Below are 15,944 nucleotides of genomic sequence, written 5' to 3' on the forward strand. Positions count from 1 at the left end.
GATGTAATATGATGCCTTGAATTCTCGTGAATTCTTGATGGATGACGTATGACTTATCGAGTAGGCTAGTTGCATAACTGTAAGTCATCGCTATGGAAAAAAAAATCACATTGGGAATTATCATCGGAAACAGAGACTTCTTTCCTGATAGTTTAGTGGAAAAAGCTAGGGTAGAGGTAATAGAACTTTGTAACACACTCGGGATAAATCCTATTGTTTTAGACAGCAACACGACGAAATTAGGAGGAGTAGAAACCTTTCAGGAAGCTCAAAAATGTGCTAACCTTTTTAAACAACACGCCGAAGACATTATCGGCGTCTGGGTAGTACTACCAAACTTTGGTGATGAAAAAGGAGTAGCAGACAGTTTGAAATTGGCAAATCTTAATGTACCTGTTTTAATACAGGCCTATCCAGACGATTTAGATAAGCTGGATGTCGCTCGTAGAAGAGATGCTTGGTGTGGTAAGATTTCGGTATGTAATAACTTGTATCAATACGGCATTAAATATACCCTGACCACTAAACACGTAGTTCGCCCTAATGATGAAGGATTTATAACAGACCTCAAAGCTTTTTTATCAGTATGTAAAGTAGTGAGAGGTTTAAAGAATGTACGTATAGGGGCTATCGGTGCCAGACCCGGAGCCTTCAATACGGTAAGATATAGTGAGAAAATTTTACAAAGAAATGGTATTTCAGTCGTTACTTGCGACCTCTCAGAAATACTTGGTAATGCTAATAAGCTAACCAAAGATGACGCTATCGTCAAAGACCGTCTGGATAAAATATTAGCTTATACGCCTATCGGCAAAACTCCTAATGAAGCCATGATTCAGATTGCAAAATTGGATGCAGTCTTGAATAATTTCATGTTAGAACATTCATTAGATGCCACTGCTATTCAATGTTGGACGTCCCTACAGAAAAATTATGGCTGTAACGTATGTACCAGTATGAGTATCATGAGCGAAAATATGTTGCCAAGTGCTTGTGAAGTAGATGTAACAGGCACGTTAAGTATGTATGCTATGCAATTGGCCTCAGGCTCACCAAGTGCTTTGGTAGACTGGAATAATAACTATGCCGACGATGATGAAAAGTGCGTTTTATTCCACTGCGGCAACTGGGCAAAGTCTTTCTTGCCTGATATTCAGATTAGTAATGCACCGATTTTGGGTACGTCGGTAGGAGTAGAAAATACTTATGGAGCATTGGACGGACGTACACCAGCTATGCCGTTGACCTACGGAAGAATCAGCACGGATGACCCTAAAGGCATCATCAAAGCATATATTGGCGAAGGGGAATTAACAGATGATGCGCTAAAAACATTTGGTAATAGAGCAGTCGCACAAATCAAGGATTTACAAGGGTTGATGCAATATGTTTGCAGAAATGGATTTGAACATCACGTAGTAATGAATGCCTCAAAAACTGCTGGAATTTTAAAAGAATCTCTCAGTAATTATATGGGCTGGGAAGTTTACGAACACCGTTGAGGAGGGAAATAATTGTGATTGAGTGAGTTGTGATTGAGTGATTAATTATTTCTAATTCACTCAATCACAATTCACTCAATCACTCAATCACACTATATCTTATGACAACCAAGGAATTAAAACTAAAATCGGTTGAATATCGTAAAAAAATTCTTCAATACATTTATCAAGCCAAGGCAGGTCATACTGGGGGTTCGCTTTCTTGTATAGATATTCTGAATGTATTATATAATGATGTACTAAACGTAAATCCCGAAAATTTTAAGTCAGCCCTTCGCGATAGGTATATTCAAAGTAAAGGGCATTGTGTGGAGGCATTATACGTAGTGTTAGCGGATAAAGGTTTTTTTCCAGAATCAGCGCTTGAAACACTTTGTCAATACAAGTCATATTACATTGGTCACCCTACTAAAAAAGTAAATGGTGTTGAGCAAAATACTGGTGCATTGGGTCATGGACTTTCGATGAGTTGCGGAAATGCCTTAGCTGCCAAATTAGATAGTGTTGATTATAAGGTGTTTACATTGTTAGGAGACGGCGAATTGCCAGAAGGAAGTAATTGGGAGGCTGCTTTATCAGCAGCACACTATAAGCTTGATAATTTATGTGCTATTGTTGATTTAAATGGTTTACAGATTACAGCACCAACCAAAGAAGTGTGTAATACTGAACCGTTGGATAAAAAATTTGAAAGTTTCGGTTGGGCGGTACGCATTATCGACGGAAACGATATAGAAGCCTTGCAAGAAGCCTTTAATACCTTGCCTTTTGAAATAGGAAAACCAAGTGTAATTATCGCTCAGACGGTGAAAGGCAAAGGAGTAAGTTTCATGGAGAATAATTTGAAATGGCATCATGGCGTACCATCACCAGAACAATATCAGCAAGCTATGGAAGAATTGACGACTGTTCAAGAAAGTCTTTTAGAAGTAGCTTAAAACCTTAAATCGCTTAAGAACTTGGGAGCAACGATTGATAACATCGCCACGACAGATAAAGCCAACTTGGATATTTTTTCAGAAGTACTCCAGACTTTGGCTGAAACCGACAAGAATTTATTGGTAGTAACCAGTGACTCAAGAGGTTCGGGAAAGTTAGTCCCTTTCGGACAAAAATATCCTCAGCAAATAGTAGAAGTAGGTATTGCCGAACAACATTTGGTAGGAATGGCAGCAGGGTTGGCGTCGTCGGGCAAAAAAGTTTTTGCCGTTTCACCAGCTTGTTTCCTCACAGCCAGAGCTTTAGAACAAATCAAAAATGATGTTGCTTATTCTGACAATCCAGTCAAGCTCATCGGAATCAGTGCAGGCGTAAGTTATGGAGCTTTGGGAAGTACACACCATAGTTTACACGATTACGCTGTGATGCGTGCCATCAATAACCTTACGATTGTAGCACCTGCCGATAATTTTGAAACAGCCGAAGCTATCAGACAAGCTGCCTCTATAGATACGCCTTTTTATATTCGTTTTGGGAAGAAAGTAATGCCTCTTTTAAGTGAAACAAATACTGAATTTGAGTTTGGTAAAGGAAGAGTTATCAAAGAAGGAAAGGACGTCGTATTGATTGCCACAGGTGAGACTGTACACCCAGCCTTGCAAGCGGCACAAGCATTGGCTAAAGATAATATAGATGTTGCCGTAATCAGTATGCACACAATTAAACCACTTGATACAGCACTCATAGCCAAATACGCAACGCAATGTAAGGCAATAGTGACAGTGGAGGAACACAGCATTTATGGTGGTTTGGGTGAAGCGTGTGCTTCATTTCTACTCCAAAATCAATTTAATAAGCCTTTTAAAATCATTGGCTTACCAGATGAATACACGGTAAGTGGTTCACAGAATGAGATTTTTAAACACTATGGCATTTCGGAAGCTGGAATTATAAATGAGGCTTTGAAATTGTTAGCAAGTAAGTAAAAATATACCCTCTTATACTATTCAAACAATGAAAATACTTATTAAACATCTTTTTGTTTACGGTTTATTGTTCATTATTCATCATACAGTTAATGCTCAATCAACGGTTGAACAATGGGGAAGATTTGAATTGACCTTAAAGCATAAGCCGAACGGAAATGCCTTCACAGATGTAAACCTCAAAGCAACATTTACTTCTAAAGATACTGCATATACAGTTGCCGGTTTTTATGATGGGAATGATACTTTTATTGTTCGTTTTATGCCATCTAAAACTGGAGTTTGGAAGTATGTTACCCAAAGTAATATTGCGGCACTAAATAATAAAAAAGGACAGTTAGAATGTATCAAGGCAACGGGCAATAATCATGGAATAGTACAAGTGAGTGATGTTTATCATTTTAAATATGCCGATGGCAAAAGATATTATCCATTAGGAACGACTTCTTATGCTTGGACGCACATGCCGAATGAAGTGCAAGAAATGACACTTAGAACCTTGAAAAATACAGGGTTTAATAAAATTAGAATGGGCGTTTTTCCTAAAAACTATGATTTAGTCAAAGAAGAACCAACGCTTTATCCTTATGTAATTAAAGAAATAAAAAAGGATTCTACGGGCAAGGAAATAAAGGTGTGGGATTATTCAACCTTTAATCCATCATTTTTCCAGCACCTCGAAAAAAGGATTGATAATCTACATGACTTAGGCATACAGGCTGATTTAATTATTTTTCACCCATATGATAAAGGTCGGTGGGGGTTTGATGAAATGCCTATGGAGGCGAATCTACATTATATTCAATATTTAACTGCCCGCTTGTCATCTTTTCAGAATATATGGTGGTCGTTAGCGAATGAGTATGACTATGTAAAAAGTAAAACAGATGCAGATTGGCTTACGCTTACTAAAGCCGTTATAAAAAATGACCCGTATCGACATTTATGTTCTATTCATGGCAGCACAGCCAAATACTTTGATTATTGGCGACCAGAATTTACCCATGTGTCAGTACAAGACGAAGCCCCTGTGATGAACTGGGGAGCGGCATCTATTGCTAGAAATATATATAACAAGCCCGTTATTTATGATGAGGTGGGCTACGAGGGAAATCTGAAACACCGTTGGGGGCGTTATAGCGGAGAAGAAATGAGCCACCTGATTTGGATGGGAATTATTGGAGGAACCTATGTTACGCATGGCGAATCATATATGTTTAAAGATTTGAGAGATACTATTTTTTGGGCAAAAGGAGGTGAGTTGAAAGGTACAAGCTGGAAAAGAGTAGGTTTTCTGAGAAAGATTTTAGAAGAAACAGACGGAGGATTGGAGCCAGCAGATATGAGCAGAGATGCCAAAACCACTACTACTGGAAAAGGTGTTTATATCGTTTATCTAGGTAATGAAATAAATAATAAATGGTTGTTTAATCTGCCACACAAGAATGCCAATTTTGAAAAGCGTCCTGTAAAGGGGAATCGTTATAAAGTAGAAATTATTGATACTTGGGACATGACCATCAAAGTAGTTCCAACAACTTTTGAGCTTTCAGAGGTGAATGATTACCGTTTCTATGACAAAGACATGAAACAAGTAAGAATTCCCTTAAAGCCATATTTAGCCTTACGGATTACAGAAATTCCTAAACTATGAAAAATTATATCTTCTTATTATTGTTGTTTCTACTGGGTTGTCAGGAAAAGAATCCCTCACAAGGACCTAAGAAAATGGCGATTGTAGTTTCAACGCTTAATAATCCTTGGTTTGTGTTTCTAGCTGAAAATGCCGCTGCAAAAGCCAAAGAATTGGGTTATGAAACAAAAATATTTGATTCTCAGAACAATACTGCCCTAGAATCAGACCACTTTGAAAATGCCATTGTATCGGGTTATCAAGCGATTTTGTTTAATCCTACTGATGCCGATGGAAGTGTAGTGAATGTTCAAAAAGCCAAAGATGCTGGTATTCCTGTATTTTGTATGGACAGAGAAGTGAATTCTCCAGATGCGGCTACTTCACAAATTTTATCAGATAGTTTTTCTGGAAGTGTAGCCATTGCTAAATTTTTCGTTCAACAATTGCATAAAAAAGGCAATTATGTAGAACTCCTTGGTTTGGTAGGCGATAACAATACGTGGGCTCGTTCAAAGGGCTTTCATAGCTTAGTTGATAATTACCCCGACCTTAAAATGGTCGCTCAGCAAAGTGCCGATTTCGACCGTAACAAAGCGATGGAAGTGATGGAGTCTATCTTGCAAGCACAACCAAATATTGATGCGGTGTTTTGTGGAAACGATGCGATGGCTATGGGAGCATATCAGGCATTAGCAGGTGCAGGTAAGGCCAATAAAGTGAAAGTGTTTGGTTTTGATGGGGCTGACGATGTCGTTGCGGCGATTAAAGATGGAAAAGTGGCTGCCACCGGCATGCAATTTCCGAAAGTGATGGCACAAATGGCGGCCGTTTACGCAGATGAATATTTAAAGGGGAAAAGAGATTTTCCAGCTAAAATTCCAGTGGCAGTAGAATTAGTGACCAAAGATAATATCAGTCATTATACTGCTTTTGGTAAAAAGTAATTGAATTTTCAGAATAGTGAATATTATCAGCTATTCAGCCTCAGTAATCATTTAACCTTATCACTATGCGAATCGTCAAAATTGTTGTCGCTATCATTGCATTACTTTTTATTGGTTACCATTCTATCGAAATCAAAAAACTAGATGAGGTAAAAAGAGCCTCCGCTGAAAAATTTGATGCCTCAAGTTTTGCCCGTAATTTTTTACAAAAAACGCTTCCTCCAAGTTTTATTAAAGCACCTGATGTTGGTACGTTGTTAGAAGCACTAAAAACAGCGCCTAAAGAAGCATTTCAAAAGATGTCTAATGCGGTAGCCATCGGAAATATCAGGTATTTTTTAGTGAAAGGACAAGGGCAAATTACAAAGATTCAGGATGATGAAGTACAGGTATTATTAACCAACAATAATGAACCTGTCAGCATAACACTTGCTACTGAATTTATTTATGGAAATGCCATTCGTGATGCAGCGGGCGTATTTGATATTAAGCCTTTTACTAATACTACAGACATTAATAATATTTCATCTGAGATTAATAAAATCATTAGAACCGAGCGAGTACCTGCTTTTAGAAAGCAAATCAAGGTAGGAGACGCTATTCAGTTTATAGGAGCTTTAGAAATGAATCAAGAATATATTAATCTTCAGCATCTTGAGATTTTGCCAATAGAATTTAACAAAATATAGAGTTCAATGACATTATCGGCCAAAAATATCACAAAAAGGTTCTCGGGTGTTACTGCACTTGATGCTGTTTGTATTGATTTGCAAGCAGGGAAAGTAAATGCCATCATCGGTGAAAACGGAGCGGGAAAGTCAACATTAATGAAAATTTTGAGCGGTGTTTATACCGATTATGAAGGGACAATTTACCTACACGATAAACCTGTAAAGTTTACCAATACCAAAGAAGCCGAAAATGCAGGCATTGCTATCATTCATCAGGAATTAAATATGATTCCTTACCTGAGTGTGGTAGAGAATATCTTTTTGGGCAGAGAAGTAATCAATGCTTTCGGACTGTTGGACAAAGCTTTTATGCTTAAAAAGGCACAAACCTTATTGCAAAAACTTTGCCTGAATATCGACCCAAATACGCCTGTAAGGAACCTTAAAGTTGGGCAACAACAGCTTATTGAAATTGCTAAAGCATTGCTGGTAGATGCCAAAGTAATTATCATGGACGAGCCCACGTCGGCTATTACTGGGGCAGAAGTAGATGTTTTGTTTAAAATAATTGATTCTTTAAAAGCAGAAGGTAAAGCCATTGCTTATATCTCACACAAACTGGACGAACTCTTTAAAATAGCCGATACCTACACCGTTTTGCGGGATGGGAAAAGTATTGAATCAGGCGAGATGAGTGCCGTAACTCGTGACAACATTGTATCAAAAATGGTAGGACGCGAATTGGTAATCATTCCTAAGAAAAAGCAAGATAACAATAGAACAGAATTATTAAGGGTAAATCATCTAGGAATAAAACATGAGTCGTTTAAGAAAAATGATTTATTGAATGATATTTCCTTTGTATTGCATAAAGGTGAAATATTGGGCATTTTCGGGTTAATGGGAGCAGGAAGAACAGAATTGTTCGAAGCCATTTTTGGCTTAGCCCCTCGCAAAGTATCTGGCGAAGTATTGATGGAAGGTCAGCGACTCCATATTCACTCACCATCCGATGCCGTAAAAGCAGGTCTGGCATTAGTAAGTGAAGACCGTAAGAAAGATGGTATCGTGCCAGAGTTGAGCGTTAAACAAAATATTTGTATTACCACGTTGCCTGATTTACTCAGCAACGGAGTATTGGATAATAAAAAAGAGAATAATCTGGCAGATAAATATATCCAAGAATTAAGGATAAAAACCTCCTCTTCTGATCAACTTATTAAAAACCTAAGCGGAGGTAATCAGCAAAAGGCTATTCTTGCTAAATGGTTAGCTACCAAACCGAAAGTATTGTTGCTAGATGAGCCAACACGTGGTATAGACGTAAATGCCAAAGCAGAAATTTATAAGCTTATCAATCAACTAGCAGAATCGGGTTTGGGCATTATCATGATTTCATCTGAATTACCAGAAATTTTTGCGGTAAGCGACCGAGTGATTGTGCTAAGTGATGGTAAAGTAACGGGTGACTATGCCATCAATGATGCATCAGAAGAGATTTTATTAAAAGCAGCCATTGCCTGAGTAATAGTTGTGAATTGTGAGTGATGAATTGTGAACTGTCATTGCCAAATATCCTCAAAGCTTTTATTTAATATCGACTCTTTAGCTTGATATAAAAATCCATAAACATGAATTTGATTATACAAAAAGAAAAATTGTACAAATTGCAATCGCTCATTGCCCTATTTGTGCTATGCATCATTATCAGTATCTTATCGGATAAATTCCTGACCGTTGCTAATGGATGGAATGTATTAAGACAAATTTCTGTAAATATCTGTATTTCTGTCGGTATGACTTTGGTAGTACTTACGGCAGGGATAGACTTATCGGTTGGGTCTATTTTAGCATTATGCGGTGCTATTACAGCAGGTTTATTGAAAAATGGGATAGAGATTCCTTCTCAGAATATATTGATAAGTTTTACCTTATTAGGGGCTATCATTGTAGGCTTGTTTTTTGGGGGAATCTTAGGCTTTTTTAATGGCTGGGTAATTACTAAATTCAAAGTTCCTCCATTCGTGGCTACCTTAGCCATGCTTACAATGGCTCGTGGACTTACCATGCTGTGGACGAAAGGTTTTCCTATCAGTAATTTAGGAGCAAAGTTCGATTATATTGGTACAGGGTGGTTTTTAGGCGTACCCGTGCCTGTTTGGTTAAGTATTTTTGTGATTATCATAGCGTTGATTCTCACGACAAAAACACCCCTCGGACGATATATTTACGCCATTGGAGGAAACGAAAATGCAGCTAGATTATCAGGTATTAAAATTTATAAAATCAAATTGATTGTTTATACCCTTGCAGGAGGCTTGGCGGCTTTGGGAGGATTGATGGTAACAGCCCGACTAGATTCTGCCCAACCCAATGCAGGAACAGGATATGAATTGGATGCCATTGCCGCAGTAGTAATCGGAGGCACTTCTTTATCAGGAGGACGTGGTTCTATTTTAGGAACAGTCCTTGGGGCAATCATCATTGGAGTGCTTAATAACGGATTAGTACTACTCAATGTATCGCCTTTCTGGCAACAAGTGGTAAAAGGAATGGTGATATTGTTAGCAGTAATCATCGACCGTGCAAATGCTAAAAATGACTAACCGCTATGCAATATATACTCGCTATCGACCAAGGTACTAGTAGTACCAAAGCATTGATTTTTGATGAAAAGGCTAAAGTAGTAGCTAGGGCTTCTGAAGTGCTACAAACCCAATATTTAGCAGATGGTTTTGTAGAGCAAGACCCTGAAGGAATTTTTGAGAATGCCATGACTGCGGTAAAAAACTGCATAGCTCAGTTTGTCACTAATGGCGGAGATTTGAAAGACATCAAAACTTGTGGCATTAGTAATCAAAGAGAAACCTTTGTGTTGTGGGATGAAAATGGTAAACCATTGCATAATGCAGTAGTTTGGCAATGTAAACGTTCTGTACAAGTATGTGATAACTTGAATCAAGCAGGTTTAGCTAATACCATTAAAGAAAAAACAGGCTTATTAATCGATCCTTATTTTTCTGGAACTAAGTTGATTTGGTTGTATGAAAACAATGTAGCAATAAAGCAAGCGATAGACGAAGGCAAAGCCTTTTTTGGAACGATAGATACGTGGCTCTTATACAAACTTACTGATGGGAAAGTTTTTGCCACAGACTATACAAATGCTTCTAGAACATTATTTTTTAATCTTCATACCCTCGAATGGGATACGGAGTTATTGTCAATTTTCAACCTTTCGACAATCACTTTGCCAGTAGTTAAAGCATCGTCTTCAAATTTCGGTACAAGCACTTTTGACGGAATTTTTGAGGAAGCCATCAACATTTCTGGGATGATTGGTGATAGTCATGCAGCCGCTTTTGGAGAAGGGTGTTTTGAAGCAGGAACTGCTAAAGCTACTTTAGGGACTGGCTGTTCTATCTTGATGAACATCGGAGATAAACCACAGCCTTCGCAACATGGCATGATTACGACTATTTGCTGGAGTACCGAAGGAAGAATAGACTATGCTCTTGAAGGAGCCATTGTGAGTTGCGGTGCAACCGTAGAATGGGTTAAAAATGAGTTAGGATTGTTTTCTGAAAGTAAACAATCCCAAGCAATGGCTACGGCTGTTGAGGATAATGGAGGTGTTTATATCATCCCTGCCTTTAGTGGTTTAGGAGCACCCTATTGGGACATGAAACGTAAGGCATCTATACATGGATTGACATTTGGTACTAACAAGAATCATATTGTTCGGGCGACGTTGGAATCTATTCCTTTTCAGATAAAAGATGTGATATTAGCCATGGAGGAGGATTCTCACATACATTTACAAGAATTGATGGTAAATGGTGGAATGACTTCTAATAGTTTTGTATTAAGTACAATAGCTGATTTACTTGGTATTCCCGTAGTCAACAAAGGAATGCCCGATGTATCTGCTTTAGGAGCAGCTTTAATGGCTGGCTTAGGGGTACAAATTTTCGAATCAGTAGCATCTTTAAAAGCATTATTTCAAGAGCCACAGTCTGTCCTGCCTCAGGAACAAAATCAAATTAAAATACATAAAGCCTTTAAGGCTTGGAAAGATATTATTGAGTAAAATTCCTAATTCCTTCACTCCCTCTTTATACATACCTTGATTTTCTTAAATAAAAATAAGAAAATAGGGTATGTATTTTATTTTTCCTCTCTTTCTTCAAAATGATACGGCAGAAATGGAATCACCTGCTCCTTATTCTAATCCTTCACTTTATAACGATTATTACACACATTCAACTACAAATTACCTGTTGGCTTATTACAAATATTGAGTTTAGATAAAAGTAATGTGAACAATACTATTAAACCTCTCATAGGGAAACCCTTGACCTTCAAAACATTAAATGAATGCATTACACTTCGCCCTTTGTACGATATTCACCGAGAACGATATTTCGTTTATTGGGATGTGAAGTAGAAAGTACCATTTCACTAGCTACAACATAATATTAAAACAATTATGAAACCTGTGGAAGAAATATAAACATATTAGAATAAGTATAGTTGACTAATGCTAAAGCACTAAAAGTAAGTACTGTTTTGTACTTGTTTTTAATGTTTTAGCATTTTTTTGTGATGCTTGCTCCCTCTTTTACTATTTTTTACCCACATTTTGTAGAGTTATTTACTCAAATGTCCTCCTGAATGTTAGTTTTCGGCTACTGGTACAAATGTTTTAACCTCTTTAATGTAACCTATAAAACAAAAAGAACATGGAAAAAGCTGATAGAGTAGATAAGGAAATGCGTTCTGAGATTAAATCGCAGAAAAAAACGAAAGCAGGAAATATGTTTATCTATACTGTTTTAATTGGGATTGTTTTAATCTTAATTTCTATAGCAGGGGGGTATTGGTCTACTTCCGATAATAATGGCCAGCACAATATGGGTAAAATGACCTCTAAAGACACATTGATATTAAATAAATCAGACACTGTTAAATAAATAATAATCTATAAATAAAATAAAGCCATGGGAACTACAAAAATCGAAACTACAAAAGAAAAAGTTAAAAAAGAGGCTGCTGAACACAAAGCTGAAACCTTGGAAAAAAAAGGAGCTGTAGCAAAAGCAGAAGCTAAAGAAACTATTGATGATATTAAACTAGGCGCTTTGAATTTAGCTGAAAAAGCTGCTGATAAGTTTGAAGAAGTGAAGGCTAAAGTGAAAAAAGCAATTTAGTGACACGAGATTTTTCAAACTTAAAATTCATAAACCTTCTAAAAAAGAATCAGGAACTTTAATGATAACTGATTCTTGCCTTTAATGATGCAAAATCAATATGACATTCTCTTGAAAGGTTTGAATGAACTAATAGAGATTAACTATAATCGTATCGAAAATTATAGGAAAGCAGAACAAAACATGGATGGAGGGGACTTGAAAAATCTTTTTCACGGAATGTTGAATGAAAGTGAACACTTTGCGGAAGCATTGGCTGAACATGTGGTGAAATTTGGTGGAGAACCTGCTACGTCAAGTACACTGATAGGGAAAGCTCATCAAATTTGGGTAGATTTTAAAGCTTCAATTGTATCTAATAATCGAGAAACTATTTTGACTTCTTGTGAATCTGGCGATAAAGCTACACTCGAGGCCTATGAAACTGTGCTAGCTTCAGATAAAGTACAAGCATCGCCTGATTTGTCACAATTATTGAAATCACAAATTTCTTCAATCACAGAATCATTAAAAATTATTCAGTCATTGAAAAAATCACAACATCATGCAAAAGCAGAACAGGAGGTATTAGATAACCAACAAGAAGTATTAGATAAACCAATGCCAGTATCATAATTGTTGATTTGTTGACGGAAAATGCCATGACACTGTTATGGCATTTTTGTTAAAAAGCTAAACAAAAATATTGTACTGTTCATTATACCGAAACAATTAAATTATGAAAATGATAAATATGTACACACGGAGTATGAGCAAAATAGTTTTGTTATTACTTGTTTTAGCGCCAAGCTTTTATTCATGTAATTCATTCAAAAAGCTTAATAATACTCAGCGAGGAGCCATCATTGGTGCTGGTACTGGTGCAGCCATGGGTGCTGCTATCGGACGGAAATCAAACCCTGCTATTTATGCCATTGTAGGTTCAGCCGTCGGTGGCATTGCGGGTACGTTTGTAGGAAAGTACATGGATAAGCAAGCTGAAAAGTTAAAGAAAGATTTAGATGTAGTAGCTGATGTAGAAAGAGTGGGAGAGGGCATCAAAATTACGATGAAATCAGGAGTATTGTTCGATTTCAACTCATCCAAAATTAATCCTACTGTAAATGATAATTTAATGAAGTTTGCCGAAACCTTAAAACAGTATCCTGACACAGAAATTTTAGTCGCTGGTCATACTGATAATGTAGGAACAGAGGCTTATAACATGAAATTGTCTCAGCAAAGAGCAGATGCCGTAGCGGCTGTTCTGAAAGCTAATAACGTATCAAGAAGCCGTTTGACGGTGTTAGGTTATGGCGAGAAAGACCCTGTGGCAGATAATACATTGGAGTCGGGCAGAGAGCAAAATAGAAGAGTTGAATTTGCTATTGTAGCTGACGATAAGTTGAAAAAAGATGCGGTTAAGGCTAGTGGTAATGAAGTAAGTAAAAAATAAAAGGTTTAAGCCCTAATCAAGGTATCCTAGGTTCAAGGTAGAATTGCCCGTTAGTCTCATTTCATAGATTAATGGGCAATTCTATTTTTTTACTTGTTAAAGTAGCAGGAGAAGTTTTGTTTTTAGTGTGACTATCAACTCTGTTGTCTAAAAATTATCTTCAATAAAAAAGTTGATTAAATAGGCTGAATTATGAAATATCGCATTGAAAACTTCATGATAAAGTCTTGCGTATTTAAAAAAACGTTATGCTTAATTTTTAATAAACTAGGTATTTAAAAAAATAAATTTGCCCTTCAACCTGACTTTTCTGGATTGATGGGCAAATTTCTTTTTTTCGCCTTTATTTTCGTTTTTGGCTCATATTTTGTTTAAATAAAATAGCTTAATTTGGTAAGAAAACAAGCTAAGCATTGAAGAAAAGCTCTAAGAGTTTTAAGCAACAATATACTTGATTTATGAAACCACTATTAACGACCAAATATCATTTTAAGTTATCAATAACTTAAAATGATATTTGGATTATAATAAATATGAAGAAAAGGGCTTTTTGTGCGCTAGAGATTTACAGCAAATACACAGGTATAAAAACAATAGTTGCTATTATTGGATTAATAATTTATGCATCTTCACTTTCACTAGCTCAATCAAATCGGCTGCAACTTTTGAATGATAAACTTAGCACTGCGAAACATGATACAGATAGAGTAAATACTTATTATGCCCTTTCAAGATATTATTGGAATAAAAATTCAGATAGTTCACTTTTTATGGCACAGAAGTCTTTGGATTTAGCCAAGAAAATCCATTTTGAGAAAGGTATTGCTTTAGCGTATCTTACAAAGGGGGTATCATTGGTTTCAAAGGGAAGATTGCCCGAGGCACTAGAATGCCATTTTGGATGTCTACGCATTAGTGAAAAGTTAGGATTGACGGGGCTTTCAGGAAATGAATATAATAATATCGGTATTGTTTACGCAGATATGGAAGAGTATGACAATGCCTTGTTTTATTATAAAAAAGCATACGATATAGCCCTTAAACAAAATGACCCAACAAAATACGCTACATTTAGCCTGTTAGTAAATATGGGCGAAATCTTTAAATTTAAAGGAAAGCCTGATTCAACCATAGCCTATAACAAAAAAGCTTTGTCCATTGCTCAAGGAGTAAAAGACACCCTTGGAACTACTATTACGCTCTATAATATAGGTGAGAATTATATTGCCCTCAAAAACTACGAGTTAGCTCAAGAATATCTCAATAAAGCGTTAGAATTAGCAATAAAAATTAAGGATGATGAAGATATTGCCTATTGTCATAATGCATTTGCTCTTATTTATTATTACACTTGTAATTATAAATTAAGTTTACATTTTGCCAATATGGCTTTAAAAGAGAATAAGAAACTTGGTATTGATGAAATATCGACTCAGATATATAATACATTGTATCTGAATCATCAAAAACTAGGAAATTATAAAGAAGCACTAGTTTTTAGAAATTTAGGAATAGCGTTAAAAGATAGTCTAAGTGGTATCGAAAAAACAAGAGCCATCACCAGAGTGCAGTCAAGCTATGAGCTTGAAAAAAAACAACAGCAAATAGATTTACTGAATAAAACTGCTCGTATCAAACAAGGAGAATTAAAAAACCTTGAGTTAAAGCGAAATCTGATAGCTGGAGGAGCCTTGCTTTTATTAATGATAGCGATCCTTTTATTTAAAAATCATCATGAAAAGAAGAAATTTATCAAACAGTTGGAGGAACAAAACAAAGATATTATAGATAAAAATGAACATTTAGAAGAATTGATATTGGTAAGGAATCGATTTTTTTCAATTATCAGTCATGATCTCCGTGGGCCTGTTAACTCAGTTAAAGGAATGATAGACTATATGATTGATGAGAAAATGGTTGAAGAAGAAGTAGGGTTTTATGTTGGACAAATCTCTCAAAGTCTTGATGCTACATCCAAGCTATTAGATAATCTTTTATATTGGGCTAAAAGCCAAATGGACGGTATGCAAGTAAATCCGCTATTGTTTGACATACAGGAAATAATCCAGCAGAATGTTTTATTAATAGAAACAAGAGCTACAGAAAAGAAAATAAAAATAGTTGCCGAAAGGCGACAAGCGCCTCAATTGGTTTTTGCAGATTCAATCATGATAGATATTGTTATTAGGAATATTGTCGAGAATGCAGTAAAATTTTTAAAAGCATCCAATAGCGTTATTATTGATACTGTAGAAAAAGAACAGGTAATTATTGTATCTATTAAAGATGATGGACAAGGGGTTCCATTGGAGGCTCAATCAAAAATATTCAATAAATATACTTCATATTCAAGTTTTGGTACAGCCAAAGAGAAAGGTAGTGGGCTGGGGCTGTTGTTATGCAAAGAACTGATAGAAAAAAATAACGGCACAATATGGTTTGAAAGTGTGCCCGACCAAGGTACTACTTTCTACTTTACACTACCATTAAGTAAAAAGTAAAATTAGGCTTTCCTTTATGGTTTTAATTATCTAACAATCAACACGTTATAAATAAAACAACCCCGAAAAAGTGTCAATACTGGCAATTTTCGGGGTTTTTATGTATTTTGTTTCTGCTAG

At 36.3% G+C, this 15,944-nt stretch carries 14 protein-coding genes and 1 pseudogene; all 15 read left to right on the forward strand.

Translation table 11 applies throughout. The features are described 5' to 3' along the window. Positions 1 to 92: 92 nt before the first annotated feature. The 15 genes and pseudogenes from VB264_RS12980 (at position 93) to VB264_RS13045 (ending at position 15,824) form a co-directional block, all read left to right on the forward strand. Entirely contained in the window at positions 93 to 1,502 is a 1,410-nt protein-coding gene (locus VB264_RS12980) for an L-fucose/L-arabinose isomerase family protein (RefSeq protein ID WP_323249982.1), read from the forward strand. A gap of 101 nt (positions 1,503 to 1,603) precedes the next feature. Continuing rightward, complete coding sequence (locus VB264_RS12985; RefSeq protein ID WP_323249984.1) at positions 1,604 to 2,440, forward strand: transketolase; 837 nt, start codon at positions 1,604 to 1,606, stop codon at positions 2,438 to 2,440. 21 nt (positions 2,441 to 2,461) lie between these two features. Next, positions 2,462 to 3,427 (forward strand): transketolase family protein, encoded by a 966-nt coding sequence (locus tag VB264_RS12990; protein ID WP_323249986.1) that lies wholly within the window; start codon positions 2,462 to 2,464, stop codon positions 3,425 to 3,427. Positions 3,428 to 3,455: 28 nt separating this feature from the next. After that, positions 3,456 to 5,081, forward strand: coding sequence for a DUF5060 domain-containing protein (locus tag VB264_RS12995; RefSeq protein ID WP_323249988.1), 1,626 nt, complete (start codon positions 3,456 to 3,458; stop codon positions 5,079 to 5,081). Beyond that, positions 5,078 to 6,007: a D-ribose ABC transporter substrate-binding protein gene (locus VB264_RS13000; RefSeq protein WP_323249990.1), complete on the forward strand. Its 930-nt coding sequence runs from the start codon at positions 5,078 to 5,080 to the stop codon at positions 6,005 to 6,007. Before VB264_RS12995 ends, VB264_RS13000 begins: the two co-directional genes overlap by 4 nt. Positions 6,008 to 6,072: 65 nt before the next feature. Continuing rightward, entirely contained in the window at positions 6,073 to 6,696 is a 624-nt protein-coding gene (locus VB264_RS13005) for a DUF2291 domain-containing protein (RefSeq protein WP_323249992.1), read from the forward strand. 6 nt (positions 6,697 to 6,702) lie between these two features. Then, entirely contained in the window at positions 6,703 to 8,202 is a 1,500-nt protein-coding gene (locus VB264_RS13010; RefSeq protein WP_323249994.1) for a sugar ABC transporter ATP-binding protein, read from the forward strand. 107 nt (positions 8,203 to 8,309) lie between these two features. After that, a complete protein-coding gene (locus tag VB264_RS13015) occupies positions 8,310 to 9,284 on the forward strand; it encodes an ABC transporter permease (protein ID WP_323249996.1) in 975 nt (324 codons plus the stop codon). Between the two features lie 5 nt (positions 9,285 to 9,289). After that, positions 9,290 to 10,768 (forward strand): FGGY family carbohydrate kinase, encoded by a 1,479-nt coding sequence (locus VB264_RS13020; protein WP_323249997.1) that lies wholly within the window; start codon positions 9,290 to 9,292, stop codon positions 10,766 to 10,768. A 198-nt stretch (positions 10,769 to 10,966) separates the two neighbouring features. Next, positions 10,967 to 11,125 (forward strand): annotated as a pseudogene (locus VB264_RS25120) (DUF4986 domain-containing protein); the annotation flags it as partial. 295 nt (positions 11,126 to 11,420) lie between these two features. After that, positions 11,421 to 11,651 (forward strand): hypothetical protein, encoded by a 231-nt coding sequence (locus VB264_RS13025; protein ID WP_323249999.1) that lies wholly within the window; start codon positions 11,421 to 11,423, stop codon positions 11,649 to 11,651. A 27-nt stretch (positions 11,652 to 11,678) separates the two neighbouring features. Next, positions 11,679 to 11,888, forward strand: coding sequence for a hypothetical protein (locus VB264_RS13030; RefSeq protein WP_323250001.1), 210 nt, complete (start codon positions 11,679 to 11,681; stop codon positions 11,886 to 11,888). Positions 11,889 to 11,975: 87 nt separating this feature from the next. Further along, positions 11,976 to 12,503, forward strand: a complete 528-nt coding sequence (locus VB264_RS13035) for a ferritin-like domain-containing protein (protein WP_323250003.1) — start codon at positions 11,976 to 11,978, stop codon at positions 12,501 to 12,503. Positions 12,504 to 12,636: 133 nt separating this feature from the next. Further along, a complete protein-coding gene (locus tag VB264_RS13040; protein WP_323250005.1) occupies positions 12,637 to 13,323 on the forward strand; it encodes an OmpA family protein in 687 nt (228 codons plus the stop codon). A gap of 533 nt (positions 13,324 to 13,856) precedes the next feature. Then, entirely contained in the window at positions 13,857 to 15,824 is a 1,968-nt protein-coding gene (locus VB264_RS13045) for a tetratricopeptide repeat-containing sensor histidine kinase (RefSeq protein WP_323250007.1), read from the forward strand. Positions 15,825 to 15,944: the final 120 nt, after the last annotated feature.

The organism is Arcicella aquatica (genome assembly GCF_034928825.1).
Lineage (GTDB): Bacteria > Bacteroidota > Bacteroidia > Cytophagales > Spirosomataceae > Arcicella > Arcicella aquatica.

Bases quoted from the DNA above. Each gene is read 5' to 3' on its own strand.
- VB264_RS12980 (WP_323249982.1), top strand. From the start codon at position 93: ATGGAAAAAAAAATCACATTGGGAATTATCATCGGAAACAGAGACTTC.
- VB264_RS12985 (WP_323249984.1), top strand. From the start codon at position 1,604: ATGACAACCAAGGAATTAAAACTAAAATCGGTTGAATATCGTAAAAAA.
- VB264_RS12995 (WP_323249988.1), top strand. From the start codon at position 3,456: ATGAAAATACTTATTAAACATCTTTTTGTTTACGGTTTATTGTTCATT.
- VB264_RS13000 (WP_323249990.1), top strand. From the start codon at position 5,078: ATGAAAAATTATATCTTCTTATTATTGTTGTTTCTACTGGGTTGTCAG.
- VB264_RS13005 (WP_323249992.1), top strand. From the start codon at position 6,073: ATGCGAATCGTCAAAATTGTTGTCGCTATCATTGCATTACTTTTTATT.
- VB264_RS13010 (WP_323249994.1), top strand. From the start codon at position 6,703: ATGACATTATCGGCCAAAAATATCACAAAAAGGTTCTCGGGTGTTACT.
- VB264_RS13015 (WP_323249996.1), top strand. From the start codon at position 8,310: ATGAATTTGATTATACAAAAAGAAAAATTGTACAAATTGCAATCGCTC.
- VB264_RS13020 (WP_323249997.1), top strand. From the start codon at position 9,290: ATGCAATATATACTCGCTATCGACCAAGGTACTAGTAGTACCAAAGCA.
- VB264_RS13025 (WP_323249999.1), top strand. From the start codon at position 11,421: ATGGAAAAAGCTGATAGAGTAGATAAGGAAATGCGTTCTGAGATTAAA.
- VB264_RS13030 (WP_323250001.1), top strand. From the start codon at position 11,679: ATGGGAACTACAAAAATCGAAACTACAAAAGAAAAAGTTAAAAAAGAG.
- VB264_RS13035 (WP_323250003.1), top strand. From the start codon at position 11,976: ATGCAAAATCAATATGACATTCTCTTGAAAGGTTTGAATGAACTAATA.
- VB264_RS13040 (WP_323250005.1), top strand. From the start codon at position 12,637: ATGAGCAAAATAGTTTTGTTATTACTTGTTTTAGCGCCAAGCTTTTAT.
- VB264_RS13045 (WP_323250007.1), top strand. From the start codon at position 13,857: ATGAAGAAAAGGGCTTTTTGTGCGCTAGAGATTTACAGCAAATACACA.